Below are 25,334 nucleotides of genomic sequence, written 5' to 3' on the forward strand. Positions count from 1 at the left end.
AAAATAAGATTATGAAGACAAATATTTTAGGGTTACCAGTAAAAGAATCAGAATTATTAGTAAAAGAATTGAATGTGTTATTATCAAATTTTCAAGTCTATTATCAAAACTTGAGAGGAATTCACTGGAATATTCGCGGAAAACGTTTCTTTGATTTACATGTAAAATTTGAAGAATTATATACAGATGCACAATTAAAAATAGATATGATCGCAGAAAGAGTTTTGACAATAGGAGGAACGCCTCTGCATACTTTTGAAGATTATATTAAAAATAATAAATTGACAGTAGGAAAAAATATTTCTAACGATGAAAAAGCGGTTCAGCTTATTGTTCACTCTTTATCAGATTTATTAAAAATTGAAAGAGAAATCTTGAACAAATCTGACGAAATTAATGATGAGGGTACCAATTCTATGATGAGCGACTTCATTGCAGAGCAAGAAAAAACAATTTGGATGATGAATGCTTGGTTGGAAGAATCATTGTAAAATATTGGTTTTTAATAAAATAGAAGCAGAATGGAATAAAAATTGCATTCTGCTTTTTTGTTTATGTTAAATTTCTATAAAAATCTCTTTGATTTTATTTGTTTAACGCTATTTTTGCTTCAATGAAATTTATAGCTCGCATATTATTATTCATATTTATTGCCTTCTTATCGACCCCGACAATTGTCCAGGCGATTAAGAAAGGAAATAATACGGCTATATCTTTTAGTATTGCTGAAGAAGAAGTGCATAAAGAACTTAAAAATGTAGTTCATCCAACTATTCTTGAGCACGAAGTTTTGATTCCGGTTTATATCGAGAAAAAAACAATCATTTCTGAAAACATTGTCAAACTAGACAACATCTCTCCGAGCATTTTTGCTCCACCACCAAACGTAGCATAATACTTCCGATTATTTCGAACTTTAGCCGCATTTCTATCGAGATGGGGTAAATCTTTAATGAATAATTTTTTTAGTATTATATTATGACAAAAAAAATCAATCTTTTTGCCAACCTTAAATCTGATTTTGCTTCAGGTTTAGTGGTTTTCTTGGTGGCTCTTCCGTTGTGTTTAGGTATTGCAATGGCTTCTGGAGCGCCGTTATTTTCTGGAATTATTGCTGGTGTTGTGGGTGGTATTGTTGTTGGATATTTAAGCCAGTCGCATATTAGTGTATCGGGTCCAGCTGCTGGGTTAACAGCTATCATTTTAACCGCAATTACCGATTTAGGAGCTTTCGATGTATTTTTAATGTCTGTTTTTATTGCTGGATTAATTCAATTAGCATTAGGATTTTTAAAGGCAGGAAGTATATCAAACTATTTTCCAACAAACGTAATTGAAGGAATGTTAGCGGGTATCGGAATCATTATCATCTTAAAACAAATACCGCACGCTTTTGGTTATGATGCAGATTTCGAAGGAGATCAGGCTTTTGTTCAAAATGATGGAAGCAATTCGTTTTCATTTTTATTTGATGTTTTAAATCATATTCACTTAGGAGCTGTAGTAATTTCTGCGGTTTCATTGGTGATTTTATTAGCTTGGGACAAAGTTCCTTTCTTAAAAAGAATAAAACTAGTTCCAGGAGCCTTGGTTGCTGTAATTGCTGGAGTTGTTTTAAACGAAATATTTGTATCTACAGGAAGCACTTTGGCAATTGCAAAAGAACATTTGGTTTCTTTGCCAGTTCCAAAATCTTTTGATGACTTTAAATCAATTATAATTACCCCAGACTTTACTGCTATTACAAATCCGCAAGTTTGGGTAGTTGCTATTACAATTGCCATTGTCGCTTCTATTGAAACGCTCTTATGTATTGAGGCTTCTGATAGAATGGACGTTCAAAAACGTTATACCAATACTAATGTTGAGCTTAGAGCACAAGGAGTTGGTAACATTGTGAGCTCTCTTTTAGGAGGTTTGCCAATGACTTCTGTAGTAGTAAGATCTTCTGCAAATAACAATGCAGGAGCAAAATCTAAAATGTCAGCCATTATTCATGGTGTGCTTCTATTAATAAGTGTATTGTCTATACCAGCAATTTTAAACAAGATTCCACTGGCAACATTGGCGACTGTTTTGATTTTGGTTGGATATAAACTAGCAAAACCAGCAACCTTTATGCATTTCTGGGAAAAGGGGAAATACCAGTTTGTACCTTTCATTGCAACTTTGGTCTTTGTTGTTGCGACAGATTTGCTAAAAGGTGTTGCGCTGGGAATTGTTATCAGTATTATTTTTGTTTTGAGAGGAAATTTGAAAAGAGCTTATGTTTTCAAGAAAGAAGAATATGAAGATGGAGACCTTATTCATATTGATTTAGCTCAGGAAGTTTCGTTTTTAAATAAAGCGGCAATCAAACAAACGTTGGCAGAAATTCCAGAAAATTCTAAAGTAATCATCAATGCTCATGATACAGAGTATATTGCTCATGACGTTTTAGATTTAATTCGTGAATTTAAGGAAACCAGAGCTATCGATGAAAACATCAAAGTAAAGCTTAAAGGATTTAAAGAAGCATACGAATTAGAAAATACACCCGAAAACCACAATCATGTTACAATAGAACACTATTATGATGTAGCAAAAAGAGAACTGGTTAAAAAAGAAGTTGTTAGAGAAGAATAATTAAAAAATGGTGTTTTTAAGGCCTTAGAAATGTCAAATTTTAGGTAACTTTACATTTAAGTTCTTTTTTGAGACATTCCTAGAATTAGAAATTACCACACAAAAAATAAAAAAATGAGAAAATTTTATGAGCAGTTATTAGAAAATAATAAGAAGTGGGTTGAAACTTCATTGGCAAAAGACCCTAATTATTTTGCTGATTTGGCAAAAGGACAACAGCCACCACTATTATGGATTGGATGTTCTGACAGCCGTGTTCCTGCAAACGAAATTGTTGGTGCAAAACCAGGCGAAGTTTTTGTACACAGAAACATTGCAAATATGGTTGTTCACTCTGACATGAATATGCTAAGTGTACTAGATTATGCAGTAAATGTTTTGAAAATAAAACATATTATTGTTTGTGGCCATTACGGTTGCGGAGGTGTAAAAGCGGCAATGGGGCATCAATCTGTTGGAATTATTGATAACTGGATTCGTCACATTAAAGATGAGTACCGTTTGCATGATAAATACTTGAATTCGATCGAAGACGAAACAGAGCGATTCAATGCTTTTGTAGAAATAAATGCTAAAGAGCAAGTTTATAATTTAGCTAAAACGTCAATTGTTCAAAATGCTTGGCAAAACGGTCAAGACCTTATGCTTCACGGTTGGGTTTATGGATTGAATTCTGGTTTTGTAACAGATTTAAATGTTACAATCAGTTCGAATGCAGAGCTTGATAGTGTTTATAAGCTGGACTTTTAATAAGAAATAGAAATCGCCCTCTTAGAGGGCGATTTTTTTTTATTCGTTTTCGTCTAAATTCTCATTAAATGCCGATGGCAGCATTGTTGGGATGAACTTAATCAGTATCGGTAAAAGTAAACTTCCTCCAGGAAGTAAAAATATGGTTAGCGATGGAATGGTTTTACAAATGTCCAAAAGCTGTTTTTTTACTTTTTTCTTTTCCTTTGCATCCAAATCTCTTGTTGTAGAATAGGCAAGTAGCACCATCAATTCTTTACTTTGAACAATTTCTTTAATCAATCGGTTTTTGTTTCTTATGATTAATTTGACTACACTGTGCGTCATTTGATCATAAAAGTGCTTAACAGGATTGGAATAATTAAAATATGGAATCTTCTTTTTATGTGTTGTAATAAAAGTATTGGTTGTATCCATACTTTTTGTTACAAAATCGTCAGAAACTCCCATTGTTGAACCTAAAGCGTATAGAAAATAAGATTCTTCGTTTTCAACTACACCATCGCTCCACAAAGCCATTCCAGCCATATCTATTAGGTAATAATGTTCAAGTCTATTTTTAAAATAGTCAAGATTTAAAGTTTCTAAAGTTTCAACTGTAACTTTCGAAAATTTGGAATAGCGTATAGAAGCTTCAAAAAGTTTGATCAATAAATCATCATGCTGAGATTTTACTGTTTTGGTTTTTAAGGCCAAACCAACAATTCCGAGAACCGTCTCCTCGATTCTTTTTAAATATTTTTCAGGAATTTCTCCATGCTCCAAATATTGTCTGAAAGCCAAAACATCAATAAACAAAAGCGCATTGGTTACCAAATGCGAAAAGTTTTTACTAATAATGCTGTCATTGGTTTGAACTCTCTGGTCAATAATATTTTCCAGAGATAGGGAAGGCGTATCTTTTGGCAATAAAATTTTAAACAAATTAAATCCTTCTGGATTCATTTGCTTGTAAAACTTTAAAGCTTCAGAAATAAAATTTTTAGGTTCCGAATTTCTTTTCTCTAAACAAAAAACATGATAGAGTGTATTAAGTAAAGCAACTTTTGAAATTTCGGTTTTAAACCAGCCTTTTATCGGAATCGGAATTTGAGAATCTATCGCAATAATATGTCCGTAAATGAATCCCGTTTCTCTCACTTTATAGTAAAACGAATCCACCGTTTCAAAAGGAATTGCTTCTGAAAACTTCTGTTCACTAAAAAATTTATCGATCCAGCCTGGTGCTGATGGGTTAATCATGGACTTAATTTTGCTGATGCAAAGCTATGTCTTTTTCTTGTTTTAGAATTCATTTTAAAATGAAATAACCGCTACATTTTGTTAAAAATAGCGGTTATTTAAATTTTTTCTTATTTAATGATTCCTGCACAAGCAACTCTTCCTCCTGCATTTCCAGTTGGCTGGGTTGTAAAATCGTCTGTTCCTGCATGTACAATTAAGCCTTTTCCTAGAACATCTTTGTTACTGTCGCCGCATCCAATGCACCATTCGTCAGTAGTTAAAGTGATAGATCCGTTACCTTTTGCATCAGCGGTAAAGTTTCCAATATCACCTTTATGATATTCTCCAACTCCCCATTTTCCATGTTTTTTGAAAGTCGGATTCCAGTGTCCTCCAGCAGAACTTCCGTCTGCAGAACTACAATCTGCTTTTTCATGAATGTGAATGGCATGAACTCCAGGTTCTAATCCAGTGATTTTTGCTGTAAAAGTTACTTTGCCATTTTTCTCAACAAAAGTAGCAGTTCCGGCTACTTTGCTGTTGCTTTTTGGTTCTAATGCAACAGTCAGAGTTTTAGCATCATTTGATTTGTTATTTGTTTTACAGCCAACGATTAAGGCTGTAATTATAGCGAAAGAAACAATTAGTTTTTTCATATCTACGGGCATTTTTAGTTAAAGATTAAGTAAATTTAACATAAAATAACGGAATTGATTAACTCTAAAAGTTAAAAAAAAGTCAAACTATACGTTATAATTTGATATTGATTGAGTTAAAAACCGAAAATATTGCTTAAATTCGTATAGGTTTTTAACGAATAATTTCTGAAAACCATTTGTCTAATTCGCTCACATTTAATCCTTAATGTTATGATGAAAAAGATTTTTACCCTCGTTTTTTTTAGTTCGTTTTTAATTTCCTGCAAATGCGCAAAAACAGGTTCAGTTTCTAAACTTGATGGAACTTGGGAATTGAATTACATTTCTGGACCACGAATTACTTTTGATGGATTATACCCAAATAAAAAACCAACCATACAATTTGATACCAAAACAAATCAGGTTTCTGGTAACGCAAGCTGTAATTCATACACAGGGAAATTGGTTGTTGATGGCAACAAAATTGATTTTACTCAGCCAATGGCAGTAACCAAAATGATGTGTTTGGATGGATTGCAAGGTGAACAAACTTATTTGAGTACGCTTCAAAAAATAACTTCTTACGATGTAACTGATGATGGTAAGACTTTGAATTTTATTTCTGGCGATATTGCCATGATGCGTTTTACGAAAAAATAGTATTATGAAAACTAAATTATCTGTCTTACTGTTTTTGATTGTAATTAACTTTTCAGTTTCTGCACAGGAGAAAACAAAAAAAGAACTTAAACAAGAAAGGGAGTTAAAGAAACAAAATGAAATCAAAGCTCTTATAGATTCTCAAAATTTTGTTTTTGAAGCCCAAAAAGCAACACCTCAAGGAGGTAGATTGCTTCAGCTCGATTATAATACTTATTTTTTAAAGTTTAATGCGGATAACACAACTTGCGATTTGCCTTTCTTTGGACGTGCTTATAATGTAGGATATAATAGCGATGGCGGAATAAAATTTGAAGGCAAGCCTGAGAATATTAAGGTTGAAACTAAAAAGAATAATACCATTCTAAAGGCAACAGTAAGAGGTAAAAGTGATGTCTATGATTTAACGTTTTCTATATTCTATAACGGAAGTACAACACTTTCTGTGAGTAGCAATAATAGAGGTCCAATTAATTATGATGGAGTAATATATGCTCCAAAATCAGCAGAGAAACAATGATTTAATTCAATACTAAACTTGTCACAAATTCGTCTGAATATATGGTAAGAATCTTTTTTTGGTTATTAAAGTGGCAGTTTTCGGTTTTGTTTTTCTTTTTTGGTGTGTGCAGCGTATTTGGTCAGGATTTGGAACCCAGAGTGTATGCAAATGTTCCTAAAGGTTTAAATGTAATTGCTGCAGGTTATGTTTTTATGAATGGAAATGTGCTGACAGATCCTTCTCTACCCATAAAAGATTTTACACTTCAAAGCCACAATATGGCTGTAAATTATATCAGAACTTTTGGAATGGCAGATAAACTGGCTCGTATACAGGTAGCGCTACCTTTTACGTTTATGGATGGATCTGCTGTAATTAGTGATCAGCTGGTTACTGGCTCAAGAACTGGTTTTGCAGATATGAAAGTGCGTTTCGGAATTAATTTGCTAGGTTCTCCTGCACTTGATAAATCTGAATTCAGAAGTTTTGAGCAAAAAACAATTCTTGGAGTCAGTTTGGTTACTTCAATTCCAACAGGAAGATATTATGGTGATAAACAAGTAAATATTGGAACAAACCGCTGGGCTTTTAAGCCTGAAATAGGGGTGTCGAAACGGTTTGCTCATGTATATGCCGAGGCCTATGGCGGGATGTGGTTTTATACGGATAATAATGATTATTTAGGGAAAAAATTAGAGCAAAAACCAACCTATAGCCTTCAGGCGCATGCAAGCTATTATTTTAAGAACCAAATGTGGGTTGGCTTCAATACGACTTGGTTTTTTGGAGGACGAACTATTACTGATGGAGTTTCAGATGATAGCCAGATTGATAACTGGAGAGTAGGAGGAACTTTTTCTACTCCAATTGCGAAAGGACAGTCGGTCAGATTTCAATATCATATTGGAGCTTATACCAATAACGGACTAAATTATTATGCCTTATCAGCAGTTTATCAATATTCTTTCTTTTAAAATATTGATTATGATTTAATGTGTTTAAAATCAGTATATTTGAGTATGCATATATTTTTAAAAACAAATTTAAAATTGAAACTATGAAAAAATTAAGTCTTATTCTTATCATGGCAGTAGCCTCATTTTCATCTTATGCGCAGTCTTCTTACAAAGAAGATTTAGAAGTAGTGCAAAGTGTTTATGGAAAATCTAAAGCTGACTTGGTAAAACAGTACATGAATTTATCTGACGCACAAGCGGCAGCCTTTGCAAAAGTTTACGATAATTATGAAACGTCGCGAAAGGCTTTAGGGCAGACAAAGTTTCAATTGATAAATGATTATGCGGCTAATTACGAAACTTTAACCGATGCTAAAGCTGATGAATTGGCAAAAGCTACTTTGAAAAACCATGTTGATTATGAAAAGCTTTACTCTAAAACTTATAATCAGGCCAAAAAAGCAATTGGTTCAATAAATGCAGCAAAATTTATTCAGCTTGAGGTTTATCTTCAAACTATAATTAGAAGCGAAATTTTAGAAGCTATTCCATTTATTGGTGAAATGGATAAAAACAAGACTAAAACGATGTAAAAATATTCGTCTAATAAAAAAAAGCGGGAATCAATTTGATTCCCGCTTTTTTTTATTTTTCAGTTTTAACTTTGTAAATCTCATTTACCATTCCGTCGCGGAAACTATCCAAAGTAAGTTCCCAAAACATAATTCCACCTAATTTTTTTGCTTTTGCATATTCAGCTTTAGCTTTGATCGATTTTAAATCATCTGATGTTGCAAAAGTTTTAGTTGATGCATTGTACCAATATGGTGCTTGAGCTTTTTCATCATAAAAATATTTCCAGCCGTTTGCTTCTGTATATGTTGTAGCGTAGTTTTTAAAGTCAACACCTTGAAAGTGTTCTCCAGCTTGATACAATCCGTTGTTGATATTCTCTACATTTTTCCATTGTCTAGTATAAAATGCACCTCCAATTACTAATTTTTCAGCAGGAACACCAGCTTTTAATAAAAACTCAACAGCTCTGTCAGTAGATTCTTCTTTCGGATTTGTGCTATATAATGGCGTATGATGACCCGTAACTTTTGAATATCCGTTTACTAAGTCGTAGCTCATAATATTAATGCGGTTTACATAAGGAGCAACAGCTTTCCAGTCGATAGATTCATCCAGACATTTTTGGAAACCTCCAGCCGCAAAACTCAATTCGTATTTTTTACCTAAAGTTGAACGTAATATTTTAATCAATTCAGTAAAATTAGATTTGTCAGCTGGCTGGTATAAATGACCAGGAAGCCCTTCAATTGATGGGTATTCCCAATCTAAATCTAAACCATCAACTTTAAAATAGTCACTTACTTCTTTTACAGATTTTGCAAATTTTAAGCGTCCTTCTGCAGTAGAAAAAGCTTCAGAACAAGGTTCGCAGCCTCCCCAGCCACCAAGTGATAAAACGATTTTAAGTTGCGGATTTTTCGCTTTAAGGGAAACTAAATGTTTGATTGTAAGAGAATCTTTAGCGGAATCAACACTTAGTTTGCCTTCTTTTAAATGACAGAAACTAAAAATAATCTGGTTCAATTTTCCAACTTCGTATTGATCAATAAGTTGAGAATCGCCAGTGTAATAGGCAATGATGTCCATTTTTTTATTTTTCTGTGCGAAAGCAGCGGTGAAGCAAAAGCACAATAAAAATGATGCAATTAGGTTAATTTGTTTCATTATTTTGTTTTTTATAGTTTTTAGAACGTTAAATATAATGTAATCCATTTGATGTTTGACTATTCTCTATGAGTCTGAAAGCTAATTTTAACAAATATTTTGCAAATAATTGCAAAATTATTGCGTCTTATAAGAAATGCCTTTCGTTGAAAATTATAAAAAAACAAACCCGCACAGTTTCGGACTTGTGCGGGTTTATAACAAATTAAAAGCTAAAAACTATTTTGAAATTAGAAGCAGTATGTGTTTTCTGCTACTAATTTTGCTGCAATTTTTTCTCTAAGTGCCACAACATTTGGCAGGTTAGTATATTTAGTGAAACGTTTAAGTCCCATTAACATCATACGTTGTTCGTCACCTTCAGCGAAAGAAGCGATTCCTTCTTTTCCTCTTAAGTTTACAATATCAACCGCTTTGTATAAGTATAATTTTGCCATAGCAATTTGCTCTTGAACTTTATCTTCGCCTTGAGCTTTTGCTAATTTTTCAGTTCTCAAAATAGTACTTTCAGCCATGTAGATTTCGATCAAGATATCAGAAGCTGCCATTAATAATTGTTGGTGAGCATCTAATTCAGGACCATATTTTTGAACGGCGCTACCAGCAACCATTAAGAAAACTTTCTTAAGGTTAGCAATAATTCCTTTTTCTTCTGAGAATAATTCAGAGAAATCTGGAGTATCAAAAGATGGAATTCCCATTAATTCTTCTTGAACTTTCATTGCTGGTCCAAGTAAATCAACATGTCCTTTCATAGCTTTTTTGATCAACATACCTACAGAAAGCATTCTGTTGATTTCGTTTGTACCTTCATAGATACGAGCGATACGAGCATCTCTCCAAGCACTCTCCATTGGAGTATCTTCAGAGAATCCCATTCCACCAAAAATCTGAATTCCTTCGTCAGAACAAGATTGAACGTCTTCAGAAACGGCTACTTTCAAGATAGAACACTCGATAGCGTATTCTTCAACACCTTTCAATTCTGCTTCTTGGTGAGAAGTTCCTTCTGCTTCACGAGCAGCAATTCTGTCTTCGATGTCTTTTGCAGCACGGTAAGAAGCACTTTCTCCAGCATAAGCGTTAGTCGCCATTTCAGCTAATTTAGAACGGATAGCTCCAAAAGATGAAATAGAAGTGTTGAACTGAATTCTTTCGTTAGCATATTTTACAGCTCCAGAAGTAACTCTTCTTTGAGCATCTAAACAAGCTGCAGCCAATTTAATACGACCAACGTTCAAAGCATTCATTGCGATTTTGAAACCGTTTCCTCTTTCAGACAGCATGTTTTCAACAGGAACTTTCGTTTCGTTGAAGAAAACCTGACGAGTAGAAGAAGCACGGATTCCTAATTTATGCTCTTCTTCATTCATAGAAATTCCGTTTGAAGGATCGTTTTCTACGATGAAACCTGTAATATTTTTATCGTCTCCAATACGAGCAAAAACGATGAAAACGCTACAGAAACCTGCATTCGAAATCCACATTTTTTGTCCTGTAATAGAGTAGTATTTTCCGTCTTCAGATAAAACTGCTTTTGTTTTTCCTGAGTTAGCATCAGATCCTGCGCCTGGTTCAGTTAAGCAATAAGCTCCAAACCATTCTCCAGAAGCTAATAACGGAACGTATTTTTTCTTTTGTTCTTCAGTTCCATAAAGTGTAATTGGCATAGTTCCAATTCCTGTATGAGCACCAAAAGCAGTTGAGAACGAACCAGTTGCTCCAGAAATGTAGTCACAAACCAACATTGTAGAAACAAATCCCATTCCTAATCCGCCGTATTCTTCCGGAACTGCAACTCCAAGAAGTCCAAGTTCACCAGCTTTGCGCATAGATGATTCTGTATACGCATAATCTTTTTTCTCAAAACGATCTTTATGCGCCCATAATTCTTTGTCTACGAACTCTTTTACAGAGTCACGCATCATTAACTGCTCTTCGGAGAAATCTTCTGGTGTGAAGATGTCCTCGCATTTTGTTTCTTTAACTAAAAACTGACCGCCACGAGTCACGTTTTTTTCGATTGTATCTGCCATTTTGTTTTTGTTTTTTTATGAAAGAAAATAGAGTATAGAGTATAGAAAATAGACTTTTACTTTAGTCCGTTTTGAAAACTCATTGTCATTCTTTGGAATTCTTCTATTTTAATTTCTAATTGGTTAAATTGTATCTCGTTTATATATTTTCTATGTTTAGCAATCAATAATTGTGTAACTAGTTCAAATGAAGAACCAAGAGAAATGTCTAAAAAGTGACTGAAAGATTTATCTGTTCTTGAAGATCCTTCTGCAATATTACTAGGCATCGAAACCGAACATCTGCTTATTTGAGAACTCAAATCGTATCGTTCGTGTTTTGGAAATTCTATTAATACATCTGAAATTTCATTAGCAATCGAAATTCCAATCTTCCAAATCTTCAAGTTCTTATAATTATGTCTCATGTTTTTTTTGAGTCAATTTAAGAAATTAAAATAAAAAGTAAGATTAATACTATTTTTTATTTTGTTTTTTGAATCTTTTATCATTCCAAAAAGTAAATCTTTTTATTCTCAAAGAAAAACATCTATTCTCTTTATTCTATATTCTATTCTCTTTTTAAAGAACCTCGTAAATCCCCGCAGAACCTTGCCCAGTTCCCACACACATAGAAACGATTCCGTATTTATTACCTCTGCGTTTCATTTCATCAAACAACTGAACAGAAAGTTTAGCTCCTGTACATCCCAGTGGGTGACCTAAAGCGATTGCTCCACCGTTTACGTTTACGATTTCTGGGTTAATATTTAATTCGCGAGTTACTGCTAAAGCTTGTGAAGCAAAAGCCTCATTTAATTCAATTAATTCAATATCGTTTAATGTTAAACCGGCTTGTTTCAATGCTTTTGGAATTGCTTTTACAGGACCGATACCCATAATTCTTGGCTCAACACCAGAAGAAGCAAAGTTTACTAATCTGGCAATTGGCTCAAGATTTAATTCTTTAACCATGTCCTCACTCATGATTAAAACGAATGCTGCACCGTCGCTCATTTGAGAAGAGTTACCAGCAGTTACACTTCCGTCAGCAGCGAAAACTGGTCTTAAACCTGCTAAAGCAGCAACAGAAGTTCCAGCTCTTGGACCTTCGTCTTGTTTTACAACGTATGACTTAGTTTCTTTTTTTCCATTTTCATTGATGAAAGTCTGCTCAACAGTAATTGGAACGATTTGTTTGTCAAATTTTCCTTCTGCCTGCGCTTTCAAAGCTTTCATGTGAGAGTTGTAAGCAAACTCATCCTGATCTTCTCTAGAGATTTTGTATTGATTAGCAACCGCTTCAGCAGTTAAACCCATTCCCCAATAGTAATCTTCGTGACCTGCAGCTGCAACTTTATAATCCGGAGTTGGTTTGTAACCTCCCATCGGAATATAACTCATACTTTCTGCACCACCTGCAATGATACAATCTGCCATTCCTGATTGGATTTTAGCCGTCGCCATCCCGATAGTTTCTAATCCAGATGCACAGTAACGGTTTACTGTAACACCAGGAACGTCTTCTACTTTTAATCCCATCAAAGAGATTAAACGTCCAACGTTAAGACCTTGTTCCGCCTCCGGCATGGCATTTCCTACCATAACGTCGTCGATACGTTTTTTGTCGAAATTAGGCAGTTCGTCCATCATAAACTGAATGGTTTCTGCAGCTAATTCATCAGGTCTTTTAAATCTAAAAACACCTTTTGGAGCTTTTCCAACTGCTGTTCTATATGCTTTTACTATATATGCTGTTTTCATTTGTTTTGTTTTTTAAGAGTATAGAAGATAGAGTATAGAAAATAGACTTTACAAAGTCTTTAATCTATATTCTATTCTCTTTGTTCTATTTTCTAATTTCTAAGCGGTTTTCCTTTAGTTAACATATATTGAATTCTCTCTAAAGTCTTACGCTCTGTACATAAACTCAAGAAAGCTTCACGTTCGATATCTAATAAATATTGTTCAGATACTAAAGTTGCTTCAGATAAATCACCACCAGCCATTACATAAGCCAGTTTGTTAGCGATTTTCTTGTCGTGCTCAGAAATGTATTTTCCAGCCTGCATTTGATCTGTTCCAACTAAGAACATACCTAAAGCTTGTTTTCCTAGAACTTTAATATCGTTTCTTCTGATAGGCTGTGTATATCCAGCTTCAGCTAATAATAAAGCATGTTTTTTAGCTTCAGCAATCTGACGATCTTTGTTTACTACGATAATGTCTTTTCCGTGTTGTAAAAGCCCAGTGTCAAAAGCTTCGTAACCAGAAGTTGAAACTTTAGCCATTGCGATCGTTAAGAAATACTCTTGAAGAACATTCAATTCCACGTCGTTTTTGCGGAATAAATCAGATGCTCTTAAAGTCATTTCTTTAGAACCACCACCTCCAGGGATAACTCCAACACCAAATTCAACTAATCCCATGTACGTTTCTGCAGCAGCAACCACTTTATCAGCGTGTAAGCTCATTTCACATCCACCGCCAAAAGTCATTCCGTGAGGCGCTACTACAACTGGAATAGAAGAGTAACGAACACGCATCATTGTATCTTGGAACAATTTGATTGCCATGTTCAACTCGTCGTATTCTTGCTCAACCGCCATCATGAAAATCATTCCGATATTAGCTCCAACAGAGAAATTCGCTGCTTGATTTCCAATAACTAAACCTTGATATTCTTTTTCTGATAAGTCGATTGCTTTATTGATAGCCTGTAGAACGTCACCACCAATTGTATTCATTTTAGATTGGAATTCTAAGTTTAAGATTCCGTCTCCTAAATCCTGAATGATTGCACCACTGTTACTCCAAACTTTTTTGCTTTCGCGAATGTTGTTTAGGATAATAAATGAATCTTGTCCAGGAACTTTTACTTGAGATTTTGTTGGAATGTTATAGAAATAAGTTGCTCCTTCTTTTACAGTATAGAAACTATCGCTTCCAGAAGCCAGCATTTCAGTAACCCATGCAGCAGGCTCTAAACCTTCAGCTTTCATGATTTCAATTCCTTTGGCAACACCAATTGCATCCCAGATTTCGAATGGACCATTTTCCCATCCAAAACCAGCTTTCATGGCATCGTCAATTTTGTATAATTCGTCTGAGATTTCTGGAACTCTGTTTGACACATAAGCAAACATTCCGGCGAAACTCTTACGGTAGAATTCTCCCGCTTTGTCTGTTCCTTTTACTAAAACTTTGAAACGATTGATAGGTTTATCGATAGTTTTAGTTAATTCTAAAGTTGCAAAATTTGCTTTTTTCGCAGCGCGGTATTCTAATGTATCTAAGTCTAGAGAAAGAATATCTTTATCTACTTTTTTATAAAAACCTTGTCCAGTTTTACTTCCTAACCAATTATTTTCCATCATTTTGTTGATGAAATCAGGAAGTTTGAACAATTCGTGTTGTTCGTCATTCGGGCAGTTTTCGTAAATACCGTTGGCAACGTGAACCAAAGTATCTAAACCAACAACGTCAACCGTACGGAAAGTAGCCGATTTTGGACGACCGATAACCGGACCAGTCAATTTATCAACTTCTTCAATTGTTAATCCCATTTCTTTTACCAAGTGGAATAAACTCTGGATTCCGTAAATACCAATTCTGTTTCCAATAAACGCCGGAGTATCTTTAGCAACAACCGAAGTTTTTCCTAAAAATTTAGATCCGTATTCGTTTAAGAAATCCAATACTTCAGTTGAAGTTTTTGGACCAGGAATAATTTCAAATAATTTTAAGTAACGCGCAGGGTTAAAAAAGTGAGTTCCGCAGAAGTGCTGTTGGAAATCTTCGCTTCTTCCTTCACTCATAAAGTGAATTGGAATACCAGAAGTGTTTGAAGTAACTAAAGTTCCCGGTTTACGGAATTTCTCGATTTGTTCAAAAACTAATTTTTTGATATCCAAACGCTCTACAACAACCTCGATAATCCAATCAACATTTGCAATTTTTGCCATATCATCCGTCGTATTTCCAGTCGTAATTCTATTTGCGAATTTTTGACTGTAAATAGGAGATGGTTTCGATTTTAATGAATTCGCCAAATGTTCGTTTACCACACGGTTGCGAACGGCTTTACTTTCAAGTGTTAATCCTTTTTTAGCTTCAGCTTCGGTCAATTCACGCGGTACAATGTCCAGAAGTAAAACTTCGACACCAATGTTAGCAAAATGACAAGCTATACCTGAACCCATAATTCCGGATCCAATTACAGCAACTTTTTTAATTGTGCGTTTCATATTTGTTATTATTTGTTTTTTTACAGAATCAGGACAATCAAAATTGATTACTTTTCTTCTGTGTTTTCTGTTTGATTAAATATGTTTTTATCGTGAATCAGTTCGTTGATGATTTCAGAAACTTCGATAAAATGATTCAGTTTTTCTTCTGAAACATGTTTTCTAACGGTTTCATTAAACTTTAGAACTGTATTTTTAGATAAATCTCTTTTTTCTTTTCCAAAGTCGGTTAGATAGATTAAAACACCTCTTCCGTCACTTGGGTTCTTTTTGCGAACAATTAAACCTTTTTCTTCCATAGATTTTAAGGTTCTTGTTAAGCTGGTGGCTTCCATGCCCATTCTCGGACCTAAAGCGGTTGATGGAGTTCCTTCTTCCTTGTCCATACTTAAAAGAGCAAACCCTGTCGCCATTGTTGCATCATATTTAGCAGCCTCTTCATTATACATTCTTGAAACAGCTTGCCATGTCGCTCTTAAAATATAATCTATCGTTTTGTCTTTCATAGGTAACTATATCGATTTCAAATATAATTAAAAAATACTATGCATGCATATAATTTTTTAATAATTTTTTGGTTAGTTATAAAATATCCCTGATTTAGAGGGTTTTGGTTGTTTATTTTAAGTGTAATATACTATTCTTTTTTTAGATTTTAACATTTTTAATGCTGTAAAAATCCTTTTTTAGTTTTTAAAACGCATTTAATTCTGTATTCTTTAAAAAATTATGCATTTATTTCAGTTGGTTGTACTGAATTGTAGCGTGAAATAGCGTCTTGAAGTATCTTTTTCATACGATTTCTCAGACCTTCTGGCCTTAAAATCTCCAGACAGCTTCCAAAACCTAACAGAAGACGTTCCATTTCGTAATTTGGAATTACATATATATGTATAATAACACTTCCGTCTTCATTTTGTTTAATTATACGCTGAGAAGTATGCAACGGTTTTGTAAGTACATAAGGCGCGTTTGAAGCATCCACCCATAATTCAATTCGTCTCGGTTGTAAGCCTGAATTTATAGTTACGCCAATTACATCCTTATAATAAATGTCGGCATCAAAATCTTCTTCTATATAAGGCAGATTAAAATCATAATCAATCGAAATGATTCTGTCTAAAGCCAAATTGGTAATCGGCTGTGAGGCTTTTTTCTTTCCGACTAAAAACCAACGATTATTAAACTCCTTTAATATAAAAGGATGAAAATGAAATTTGGTTTCTTCTCGCGATTTAAACGATTTATAGGTAATTATCAAAACCATCTTTTTAATAATCGCCTGATAAATTTCATCTAAATAATGAAGCCCTTTTAGGTTTTCGTTTTTATCCAAATAAATAACAGGTTTGGTATGCGATTTCTCAGCGTAGATTTTATCTTCCAAACGCTGTAGAATATCTGATACATCATTAAATAAAGAGAAATCTTTAAACTGTTTCAGCATCGAAACCGTTTCGGTTAAAACATTCATATCGGTTTCCGTCAGCGGAATATCAGTTATCGAAAAATCTTCATCTTCATATTTATAATACTTTTTATCGTAAACCACGATTGGCGCATTATAACCCAATTTTTCACTTCGCATCAATTGAATATCCATTTGGATCGTTCGTTTGCTGATTGGATTTTGTCGTCCTTCATATTCAAATAAAGCCTCTGAACATTCTTCGATTAAATCTTCGAGTGTCCATTGTCTGTATTTATTCTGAAGGCATTTATCGATGGTTTTGTATCGGATTAAGGCGTTTTTGTTTTGTGACATTGCTTTGTGTGTTTTTTGCTCGCAAAGTCGCGAAGGCGCAAAGTTTTTATTTTTAAGCCACAGATTATATGGATTAAAAGGATTAAAAAAAATCTCTTAAATCTGCTCAATCTGCGAGAGAAAAAACTTTGCGACTCTGCGTCTTTGCGAGATTCAATTTTTAGCTTAATAACTTTATTTCTTTCTCAATATTAGCGCGAGCTTTTTCTTCGTATAAATTTCTGAATTCATCCGTTTGAAAAATAAACTCATTTTCTAGAAAATGTTTCAACGCTTTTGCACGTCCAGGTTTGTATAGAAAATCAGGATAAATGCGGTATTCTTTTCTAATTTGTTCAAAATAGATTTTATAATCTTCCCAATCTTTAGCGAGGATTTTCAAATCAAAATCGATTAACCAATTAATATCTTCAATTGCATTTTGTTGATGTTGCTGTGTTGCGCAGATCGCGTCAAAAACCAAGTGACGATCAAATTCCGCAAACCCGACAGGTTTTAAAAACCTGTCGGGTTTAATATCTGTAAAAATAGATAAAGCATATTCGGCACTTTTAAGTTCGTTATCTTTTTTGGAAGCCGAATACACAAAATCATGATAGAAAATCGAAAATAATATTTCGTTTGGGTTTTGAAGTTTATCACGATACATTTCAAAACTGGCAATCATTTCTTTTAAATGCGTGAGATTGTGATAATGCCTTGATTTTTTGGAATATGCCTTTTCTAGATCCAACCAGTTTTGCTGAATTTCATTTGCTGAAAAGCCAATATTCGAAAGCAATTCAGAATAGATTTTCTCTAAATTCATCTTGTTTTTTACTCAAATTTAAAATTCTTTTTTTACTGCGCAAAATAATTGCGTAGTCGTTTTGAAATCTTTGCTCAAGAAATAAAACAATAACCATTGTCTAATTTTAAAAACCAGAAATTATGAAATTCAATTTTTTAGCAAAAGAGAAAAACAATATAGTTAATCACGAAAATGCTCCGGCTTTTTCTTTAACATCAGAATACGAATTATACGCAGCAGTTGTAACAACAAGCTTAAGTGCTTCATTTTATGAAAAAGATACAACTCGTTTAGAGCGAATCAAAAACTTGATTAAAAAATGTAATCCAGTATTTGTTGCAAAATTGGCAGTTTATGCCCGTAACGAAATGCATATGCGTTCTGTGCCATTGGTTTTGGTTGTAGAATTGGCTAAAATTTATTCTGGCGATTCATTAATCAGTAAAATGATAATCAATGTAATTCAGCGTGCAGATGAAATCACAGAATTATTGGCTTATTATCAAATGGCAAACGAACGTAATGGCGTTAAGAAATTAAACCGTTTATCAAAACAAATTCAAAAAGGTTTAGCGGTTTCGTTCAACAAATTTGATGAATATCAATTTGCCAAATACAATCGCGATGGTGCTGTAAAATTAAAAGATGCTTTGTTTTTGGTTCATCCGAAAGCAAAAGACGAAGCGCAACAAACCATTTTTAATAAAGTTGTGAGTAACACTTTGCAAACGCCATATACTTGGGAAACTGAGTTGTCGCAATTAGGTCAGATTAAGTTTTATAACGAATTTGAAAAACAAAAAGCATTTACTCAAAAATGGGAAGAATTGATTGATAGCGGTAAAATAGGTTACATGGCTTTGTTGCGTAACTTACGAAATATCTTAGAAGCGAATGTTTCTGGTTTTCATATCCAAAAAGTGTGCGATTATCTTTCTAACGAAAAAGCAGTCGCAAACTCAAAACAATTGCCTTTCCGATTTTTAGCCGCTTATCGTGAAGTGAAAGACTTGAATTCTAAATATACTTCAATGGTTTTAGATGCTTTGGAAGATGCTGTTATGGCGAGTTCACAAAACATAAAAGGTTTTGATGTAAACACATCAGTTGTAATTGCTTGTGACGTTTCGGGTTCAATGCAACAGCCAATTTCACCAAAAAGTAAAGTATTGCTTTATGATATCGGTTTGATGTTGGGTATGTTAATGCAAAGCCGTTGTAAAAATGTGGTAAGCGGTATGTTTGGTGATCGTTGGAAAATAATTAATATGCCAAAACGAAGCATATTGGCTAATGTTAATGAATATTACAAACGCGAAGGTGAAGTGGGTTACGCTACAAACGGTCATTTGGTTTTGGAAGATTTAATCGCCCGAAAAGAAATTGTAGACAAAGTAATGTTGTTTACAGACGTTCAAATGTGGAATAACGCGTACACAAAAGACTCATTTGCAAACTCCTGGAACCGATACAAAAGTATCGCACCAAATGCAAAATTGTATTTATTTGATTTGGCTGGTTACGGTCAGTCGCCAATAAATATCGAAAAAAACGATGTATATTTAATAGCCGGCTGGTCAGATAAAGTGTTTGATGTTTTGAATGCTTTAGAGGATAAAAACAGCGCTTTGAATTACATTAACCGAATAGAATTGTAAAAAAAGAATCTACTGCGTAAAATAATTGCGCAGTATGATTTGAATATTTGCAAAAGAAATAAGTTCATTGAAAATAAGAATAAAAAGCAAGTGTCGTAGATAAGTGTTACTTCGCTGTTAACGACGTTGTCGCGGGTTCGAGCCCCGCCACTTCCGCAAGAAAAAAAATATAAAAGGAAGTGTAGCTCAGTGGTAGAGCACGTAAATTTCACTTATCGTTTGTTGCCTTGTTTTAAAAATAAAAAAGAATGTCGTAAATAAGAGTTACTTCGTCTCAAATTTGGGGAGGAATAGCGAAGTTGTAAAATCAGCAAGGTTATCCAGTTCGACTCTGGCAAGACAAGCCCCGTTTCTCTTATTGCTTTTTACTTCTTTTTAAAACTGAAAAATGTCGTGTATGAGAGCTACTTCGTTTAGGTTGAATATTAACTCTTATAAATTATTACTTTTTCAAAAAATAAGATGCCGTCTATAAAGCGCTACTTCGCGGCATGATAATATTAGGTTCGAATCCTAAAAGTCGCTTATAGAATATTGCTCTTAAAAAAGAGTGTCGTCAGGAAATGGTTACTTCGTTCCAAGAAAATTAGACCATTCCTAAGTGTTACCTCTTTTAAAAATTAAAAAATGAATGTTGAAAACATCAATTAAATAAAATTAAAGACACAGTTTGTCATTTCGAGGAACGAGAAATCTCCACGAGAAGCTCTACAAAGATTGACGATTTTGATTACGGAGTTACTTGCGAAGATTTCTCCTTACGTCGAAATGACAAACGGCGTGTTAATCACTTTAAATAAAAACTTTGCGTCTTAGCGACTTTGCGAGAAATATGCCTTTGCTCGGCAAAAAACCTTTGCGCCTTTGTCCCTTAAAAAACAAAAAAAATGAAAACACAAATAAACGGTACAGATATATTAGCATTAGGATTCCCAGAAGGAAAAATAATTGGGATTGCCTTAAAAATAAACAGCAAAAGAAACGGATTCATGAGAGACGAAATGATCACTCACTACAAAAACGTCTTAGAAACTCCGGAGAACTATATAGACGATAAAATCTTCAGCAAACTCGCTGTGGCTTTGATCGAAAAATCGAATGAAAAACCAGAAGATTTCATTGCTTTAAATCAGAATCCGAATGCGTATTCGGCTTACGGATTAGATCATATCGAAGACGGAGCCAGAAAACAAATGGAAGTCGCTATGAAACTTCCTGTTACGGTTGCTGGCGCTTTAATGCCAGACGCGCACCAAGGTTACGGATTACCGATTGGCGGAGTTCTAGCCACAAAAAATGCCATTATTCCGTATGGTGTTGGCGTTGATATTGGGTGTAGAATGGCATTGTCAGTTTACGATATTCCGGAGGATTTTTACTTTGAAAATGAAGCCAAATTCAAAAGAGAATTAATCGCGAATTCTATTTTTGGAGCAGGTCACGGATTTCATGGTCAGTACAAATCAGATCATGCGGTTTTGGAAAACGAAACATTCAATATGAATCCGTTTGTGAAGAACTTGAAAGATAAAGCCTGGTCGCAATTAGGATCTTCGGGTGGCGGAAATCACTTTGTGGAATTCGGAATCATGGAATTTGCAAAAGACGATGCAGTTTTAAATATCCCAAAAGGAAAATACGTCGCTTTGTTAACGCATTCCGGTTCACGCGGAATGGGAGCCACAATTGCCGGCTATTATACTAAAATTGCCAAAGACGAATGTAAACTTCCAGAAGTAGCCAAAAACTTGGCGTATTTAGATATGAATTCGCAATTGGGTCAGGAATACTGGATGGCGATGAATTTGGCGGGAGATTACGCTTCGGCTTGTCATGAGATTATTCATAACAAAATGGAACGCGCTTTGGGTGCGACGATTTTAGCCAAAGTCGAAAACCACCATAATTTCGCATGGAAAGAAATCTGGAATGGCGAAGAAGTGATCGTACATAGAAAAGGAGCAACCCCAGCGGGAAAAGGCGTTATGGGAATCATTCCGGGAAGTATGACCGCACCGGGATTTTTGGTGAGAGGAAAAGGCGAGGAGAACGCAATTAATTCGGCTTCGCATGGAGCAGGAAGACAAATGAGCAGAACTCAAGCCATAAAAAACATCACACAAACCGAAATGAAATCGATCCTGAGAGATCATGGAGTTACGCTTATCGGAGCAGGTCTTGACGAAGCTCCAATGGCGTATAAAGATATCAATCAGGTCATGGAAGCACAGAAAGATTTAGTTGATGTTGTGGCGAAGTTCACGCCGAAATTGGTGAGAATGGCAGATGACGGGAGCAAAGAAGACTAGTTTTTCTGAGATGCTAAGATTCTAAGGTTTCTCATCACAGCGATTATCCTCATTTTATGTCATTTCGACGGAGGAGAAATCTCCACAAGTGGCTCCACAACGTTAGTCCAATCTTTGTAGAGTTTCTCGCGAAGATTTCTCCTAACGTCGAAATGACAAATATTGCGGTTACTTTGAGCTCAAATAATTTTTTCACGCAGATTTTACAGATTGTGCAGATTTTAAAATAATCCTTTTAATCTTAATAATCTGTGGTTAAAAAAAAAACTTAGCGACTCTGCGCCTTTGCGAGATTAAAAACAAAAAACTTTGCGCCCTAGCGCCTTCGTGGCAAAAAAATAAATAATTTAAGGCAACAGAGAGAAAAGACTTAGCATCTTAGTATCTCAGAACCTTAGCAACTTTTAAAAAATATGAATTACATAGACATAGGAATCAACCTAACCAACAAACAATTCCAAAACGACATAGACGATGTCATACAAGATGCGCTCGACGCCGACGTATCGCAAATGATACTCACAGGCACCAGCGTACGAAATAGTGAAGAATCTGCAAAGATTGCGAGGCAATATCCGGGCGTGTTGTACGCTACGGCGGGCATACATCCGCATGATGCGAAGAGTTTCGATTCGCAGAGTATTTCGAAACTCAGGAAATTATTAGAACTGAAACACGTCATTTCGGTTGGCGAATGCGGACTCGATTTTGATCGTGATTTTTCGCCCCGAAACAAACAGGAAGAATGTTATAAAGCTCAATTAGAATTGGCGATTGACGTACAGAAGCCGTTGTTTTTGCACGAAAGAAGCGCTTTTAGTTCGTTTATGAATATCACAAAAGACTATCTGCCGAAACTGCCAAAAGCCGTTGTGCATTGTTTTACGGGAACGTTGCAGGAAGCCAAAACCTATCTCGATAACGGATTTTATCTGGGTTTTACGGGAGCGATTTCAGATGCCAAGCGTTTCAGCCATTTAAAAGAAGTCATTCAGTACGTACCGCTAGACCGAATGATGATTGAAACCGATGCGCCGTTTATGCTTCCTAAAAATGTCCCGAACAGCCTCTTAAAGAAATACCACGAACGCCGTTGCGAACCTGCTTTTCTGCCGTATGTTGCCGGAACAATTGCACAGTTTAAAGGAATTACTTTAGTTAAAGTAGCGGAGGAAACGACGAGGAATTCTAAAAGCTTTTTTGGGATTTAGATCTTAATTATAAAGATTATTTGTTGGCTTTTAAATCAGGTGTTTGTACTTGGTTTGAGGGCTTTTTTGTTTGTATATATTTGAGCAAATTAAAATTAAGGAGATTATGGAAAACCGTAAAAGTCTTTGCGAAATTTTCTGCATTTTTGATTAGTAATTTTTAATTAGAAAAAATGTTAAAATAATAATTATGGAAAAAGCTTGGGATTTAATATTAGACCCAAAATTATTTAAAGATTATTTCTTAAATGATGATGATCATTCAATAGAATATTTTCCAAAATTTAATTCAATAAATATAATTGTTGGAGCAAATAATTGCGGTAAAAGTAGATTTATGAGACAATTGATGTCTCTAAATTCATATAACGGAATTAATGATTTATTGTTGAGAAGACAACTTGTTGATGAGTATAATTTATATGTTGAAATGTTTAATAGAGATAAAATTAAACAATTTGTAGATAGACATACTGTCAGAAGTGCTATAAGTAGTGGTAGTGTAATGGATCAACAAGCGGATAGAATTCAAAGGAATACGCTTCATAAATCTAACGAAGATAATTTTAATAGTATTATAAAAGATAACAAAAAAAGGCTTAATGAAATAGCTCGTTATTCTAGTATGAAGGATGAATTTTTAGAGAATTATTCTAGAAATGAAGAAATACACACAATAGAATTTAAGCCTAAAAAGTATTATATTCCAACTTTAAGAAGTGCTCATTCATTATTTCAAATAACAAAATATGGCTCAGAGAAGAAATTAGAAGTACCAGGTACAAATGATTATGAAAAGATTGAAAAAGATATATTTCTTCATACTTACCTGCAAAACTATCAAATAGACAGGAACGTTCAAATTTTTACTGGGCTACATTTATATCGAGATATATTGAATTCAAGAAATTCAGAAAAAAGCATAAGAATTCAGTTTGAAAATTTTGAAAAATTTTTAAGCATCAATTTTTTTGACGGTAAACAAATTGATATTGTAGCTAAATTTGATAAAAATGATAATGAAAAAGGAATTAATGAATCGGAACTAATTCTTATACATGTTGAAGGTGAAAAAGAAACTAGAAAACTATATAATTTAGGTGATGGTGTTCAAGCATTAATTATATTGATGTATAAAATTTTTATGGCTGAACCTGAATCATTTATTTTTATTGATGAACCTGAACTCAATTTACATCCTGGAATGCAAAGGTTATTTCTAGAACAAATTGCATCTAATAATGATTTAACTAGCAAGAAACTCAAATATATAATAACTACCCATTCAAATCATTTTTTAGATTTAACAATTGAGAAAGAGGATGTGTCAATTTATTTATTTTCTCAAAGAAAAAACGAAGTAAATGATAAGCAGTTTACCATTAAGAATGTGAATAGGGGCGATAATTGTTTGCTCAAGGATTTAGGAGTAAATAATTCTTCCGTTTTCATGGCAAATTGTAGTATTTGGGTTGAAGGAATATCAGATCGTAATTATGTAAAAGCATTTTTAAAATCATATACTTACTATCTTTTAAAAAATGATAAAAAAAGATATGTTAATATTAAAGAGGATATAGATTTTGCATTTTTTGAATATGCTGGATCAAATATTGACCATTATTTTTTTGATCAGGAAATAGAAAGAGAGGAAGCGGAACTTATTTTAAAAGATATAAATGCTTTATCAGTGAGTAACAGAATTTTTCTTTTAGCAGATTCAGATAATGAGACAAGAAAGAAGAACTCGGCTAAGAAGAAAAGACTACAAGCATTATTAGATGCGAAAGAAGATAACTTTTATCCTAAAATAATTTGGGAAATTAGGGAGATTGAAAATTTGCTTACAAATGATGTTTGGAAAATTGTTTTGATTAATTTTTGTAATGAAAATTTATTGAAAGAGAATGAGGCGGAAATTCAAACAAAAATCGAGACAGCATTACAAAAACATGATTATTCAAAATTTAAAAAACAATATATTGGTGAGTTTTTGAATGTTTTGAGGGAGGAAATAGGAAGAATAAATAATACTTTCATCCTTAATAAATCATTTTACGAAACTAAAAAATATAAAGTATTTGGGACAATCATTAATAAGAGATATCTAAGCGAGAGAGTTTTTGAGCAAAATTTTCCGTGGGAAATTTTGTCTAAGAGCAAAGAGATTGAAAAATTAACCATTGAAATTTATAATTTTATAACTCGAAAATAATTAAGCATTATAATGAAAAAAAAAGTAAG

22 protein-coding genes are annotated in these 25,334 nt (G+C 33.9%); 12 read left to right on the top strand and 10 right to left on the bottom strand.

All coding sequences use genetic code 11. The features are described 5' to 3' along the window. The first annotated feature begins 11 nt into the window (after positions 1-11). The 4 genes from AC1Q5Z_RS17250 to can all read left to right on the top strand — a co-directional run bounded on the left by AC1Q5Z_RS17250 (position 12) and on the right by can (position 3,375). Positions 12-491 (top strand): Dps family protein, encoded by a 480-nt coding sequence (locus AC1Q5Z_RS17250; RefSeq protein ID WP_111379024.1) that lies wholly within the window; start codon positions 12-14, stop codon positions 489-491. A 122-nt stretch (positions 492-613) separates the two neighbouring features. Beyond that, positions 614-895 carry a hypothetical protein gene (locus tag AC1Q5Z_RS17255; RefSeq protein WP_233074096.1) on the top strand — a complete coding sequence of 94 codons (282 nt, stop codon included), beginning with the start codon at positions 614-616 and terminating at the stop codon, positions 893-895. An 83-nt stretch (positions 896-978) separates the two neighbouring features. After that, positions 979-2,625, top strand: a complete 1,647-nt coding sequence (locus AC1Q5Z_RS17260; RefSeq protein WP_343585572.1) for a SulP family inorganic anion transporter — start codon at positions 979-981, stop codon at positions 2,623-2,625. 114 nt (positions 2,626-2,739) lie between these two features. Further along, positions 2,740-3,375: a carbonate dehydratase gene (gene can, locus AC1Q5Z_RS17265; RefSeq protein ID WP_198856483.1), complete on the top strand. Its 636-nt coding sequence runs from the start codon at positions 2,740-2,742 to the stop codon at positions 3,373-3,375. Positions 3,376-3,414: 39 nt separating this feature from the next. On the opposite strand, the gene AC1Q5Z_RS17270 is transcribed toward can, so the two are convergent. Next, positions 3,415-4,617, bottom strand: coding sequence for an LETM1-related biofilm-associated protein (locus tag AC1Q5Z_RS17270; RefSeq protein WP_343585574.1), 1,203 nt, complete (start codon positions 4,615-4,617; stop codon positions 3,415-3,417). 110 nt (positions 4,618-4,727) lie between these two features. Beyond that, complete coding sequence (locus AC1Q5Z_RS17275; RefSeq protein WP_111289248.1) at positions 4,728-5,255, bottom strand: superoxide dismutase family protein; 528 nt, start codon at positions 5,253-5,255, stop codon at positions 4,728-4,730. A gap of 213 nt (positions 5,256-5,468) precedes the next feature. Here AC1Q5Z_RS17275 and AC1Q5Z_RS17280 point away from each other — a divergent pair, with 213 nt between their 5' ends. The 4 genes from AC1Q5Z_RS17280 to AC1Q5Z_RS17295 all read left to right on the top strand — a co-directional run bounded on the left by AC1Q5Z_RS17280 (position 5,469) and on the right by AC1Q5Z_RS17295 (position 7,948). Further along, positions 5,469-5,897 (top strand): META domain-containing protein, encoded by a 429-nt coding sequence (locus AC1Q5Z_RS17280; protein WP_492446099.1) that lies wholly within the window; start codon positions 5,469-5,471, stop codon positions 5,895-5,897. 4 nt (positions 5,898-5,901) lie between these two features. After that, positions 5,902-6,417, top strand: a complete 516-nt coding sequence (locus tag AC1Q5Z_RS17285; protein WP_492446101.1) for a DUF4251 domain-containing protein — start codon at positions 5,902-5,904, stop codon at positions 6,415-6,417. A 41-nt stretch (positions 6,418-6,458) separates the two neighbouring features. Further along, positions 6,459-7,373, top strand: a complete 915-nt coding sequence (locus AC1Q5Z_RS17290; RefSeq protein WP_198856479.1) for a transporter — start codon at positions 6,459-6,461, stop codon at positions 7,371-7,373. A gap of 83 nt (positions 7,374-7,456) precedes the next feature. Next, positions 7,457-7,948, top strand: coding sequence for a hypothetical protein (locus AC1Q5Z_RS17295; protein WP_198856478.1), 492 nt, complete (start codon positions 7,457-7,459; stop codon positions 7,946-7,948). Between the two features lie 52 nt (positions 7,949-8,000). On the opposite strand, the gene AC1Q5Z_RS17300 is transcribed toward AC1Q5Z_RS17295, so the two are convergent. The 8 genes from AC1Q5Z_RS17300 to AC1Q5Z_RS17335 all read right to left on the bottom strand — a co-directional run bounded on the left by AC1Q5Z_RS17300 (position 8,001) and on the right by AC1Q5Z_RS17335 (position 17,930). Continuing rightward, positions 8,001-9,095 carry a glycoside hydrolase family 18 protein gene (locus AC1Q5Z_RS17300; protein ID WP_492446104.1) on the bottom strand — a complete coding sequence of 365 codons (1,095 nt, stop codon included), beginning with the start codon at positions 9,093-9,095 and terminating at the stop codon, positions 8,001-8,003. Between the two features lie 230 nt (positions 9,096-9,325). After that, positions 9,326-11,131 (bottom strand): acyl-CoA dehydrogenase FadE, encoded by a 1,806-nt coding sequence (locus AC1Q5Z_RS17305; RefSeq protein WP_492446106.1) that lies wholly within the window; start codon positions 11,129-11,131, stop codon positions 9,326-9,328. A 56-nt stretch (positions 11,132-11,187) separates the two neighbouring features. Further along, a complete protein-coding gene (locus AC1Q5Z_RS17310; RefSeq protein ID WP_276172804.1) occupies positions 11,188-11,538 on the bottom strand; it encodes a four helix bundle protein in 351 nt (116 codons plus the stop codon). A gap of 154 nt (positions 11,539-11,692) precedes the next feature. After that, a complete protein-coding gene (locus tag AC1Q5Z_RS17315) occupies positions 11,693-12,874 on the bottom strand; it encodes a thiolase family protein (RefSeq protein ID WP_492446108.1) in 1,182 nt (393 codons plus the stop codon). A gap of 92 nt (positions 12,875-12,966) precedes the next feature. Continuing rightward, entirely contained in the window at positions 12,967-15,357 is a 2,391-nt protein-coding gene (locus tag AC1Q5Z_RS17320; RefSeq protein ID WP_492446110.1) for a 3-hydroxyacyl-CoA dehydrogenase/enoyl-CoA hydratase family protein, read from the bottom strand. A 47-nt stretch (positions 15,358-15,404) separates the two neighbouring features. Next, the gene (locus AC1Q5Z_RS17325; RefSeq protein ID WP_274253820.1) at positions 15,405-15,863 is read right to left on the bottom strand and encodes a MarR family winged helix-turn-helix transcriptional regulator; all 459 of its coding nucleotides are present in this window, start codon (positions 15,861-15,863) and stop codon (positions 15,405-15,407) included. A gap of 221 nt (positions 15,864-16,084) precedes the next feature. After that, positions 16,085-17,122 (bottom strand): helix-turn-helix transcriptional regulator, encoded by a 1,038-nt coding sequence (locus tag AC1Q5Z_RS17330; protein WP_343585595.1) that lies wholly within the window; start codon positions 17,120-17,122, stop codon positions 16,085-16,087. A 160-nt stretch (positions 17,123-17,282) separates the two neighbouring features. Next, a complete protein-coding gene (locus AC1Q5Z_RS17335; RefSeq protein ID WP_492446113.1) occupies positions 17,283-17,930 on the bottom strand; it encodes an HD domain-containing protein in 648 nt (215 codons plus the stop codon). Between the two features lie 122 nt (positions 17,931-18,052). Between AC1Q5Z_RS17335 and AC1Q5Z_RS17340 the strand changes: the two genes are divergently transcribed. The 4 genes from AC1Q5Z_RS17340 to AC1Q5Z_RS17355 all read left to right on the top strand — a co-directional run bounded on the left by AC1Q5Z_RS17340 (position 18,053) and on the right by AC1Q5Z_RS17355 (position 25,305). Next, positions 18,053-19,570: a TROVE domain-containing protein gene (locus tag AC1Q5Z_RS17340; protein WP_492446115.1), complete on the top strand. Its 1,518-nt coding sequence runs from the start codon at positions 18,053-18,055 to the stop codon at positions 19,568-19,570. 887 nt (positions 19,571-20,457) lie between these two features. After that, complete coding sequence (locus AC1Q5Z_RS17345) at positions 20,458-21,879, top strand: RtcB family protein (protein WP_492446117.1); 1,422 nt, start codon at positions 20,458-20,460, stop codon at positions 21,877-21,879. Positions 21,880-22,292: 413 nt separating this feature from the next. Next, positions 22,293-23,090: a TatD family hydrolase gene (locus AC1Q5Z_RS17350; RefSeq protein ID WP_492446119.1), complete on the top strand. Its 798-nt coding sequence runs from the start codon at positions 22,293-22,295 to the stop codon at positions 23,088-23,090. 190 nt (positions 23,091-23,280) lie between these two features. Next, positions 23,281-25,305, top strand: a complete 2,025-nt coding sequence (locus AC1Q5Z_RS17355; RefSeq protein WP_492446121.1) for an AAA family ATPase — start codon at positions 23,281-23,283, stop codon at positions 25,303-25,305. The last annotated feature ends 29 nt before the right edge of the window (positions 25,306-25,334 follow it).

The organism is Flavobacterium sp. GW823-FHT06G12 (genome assembly GCF_058794775.1).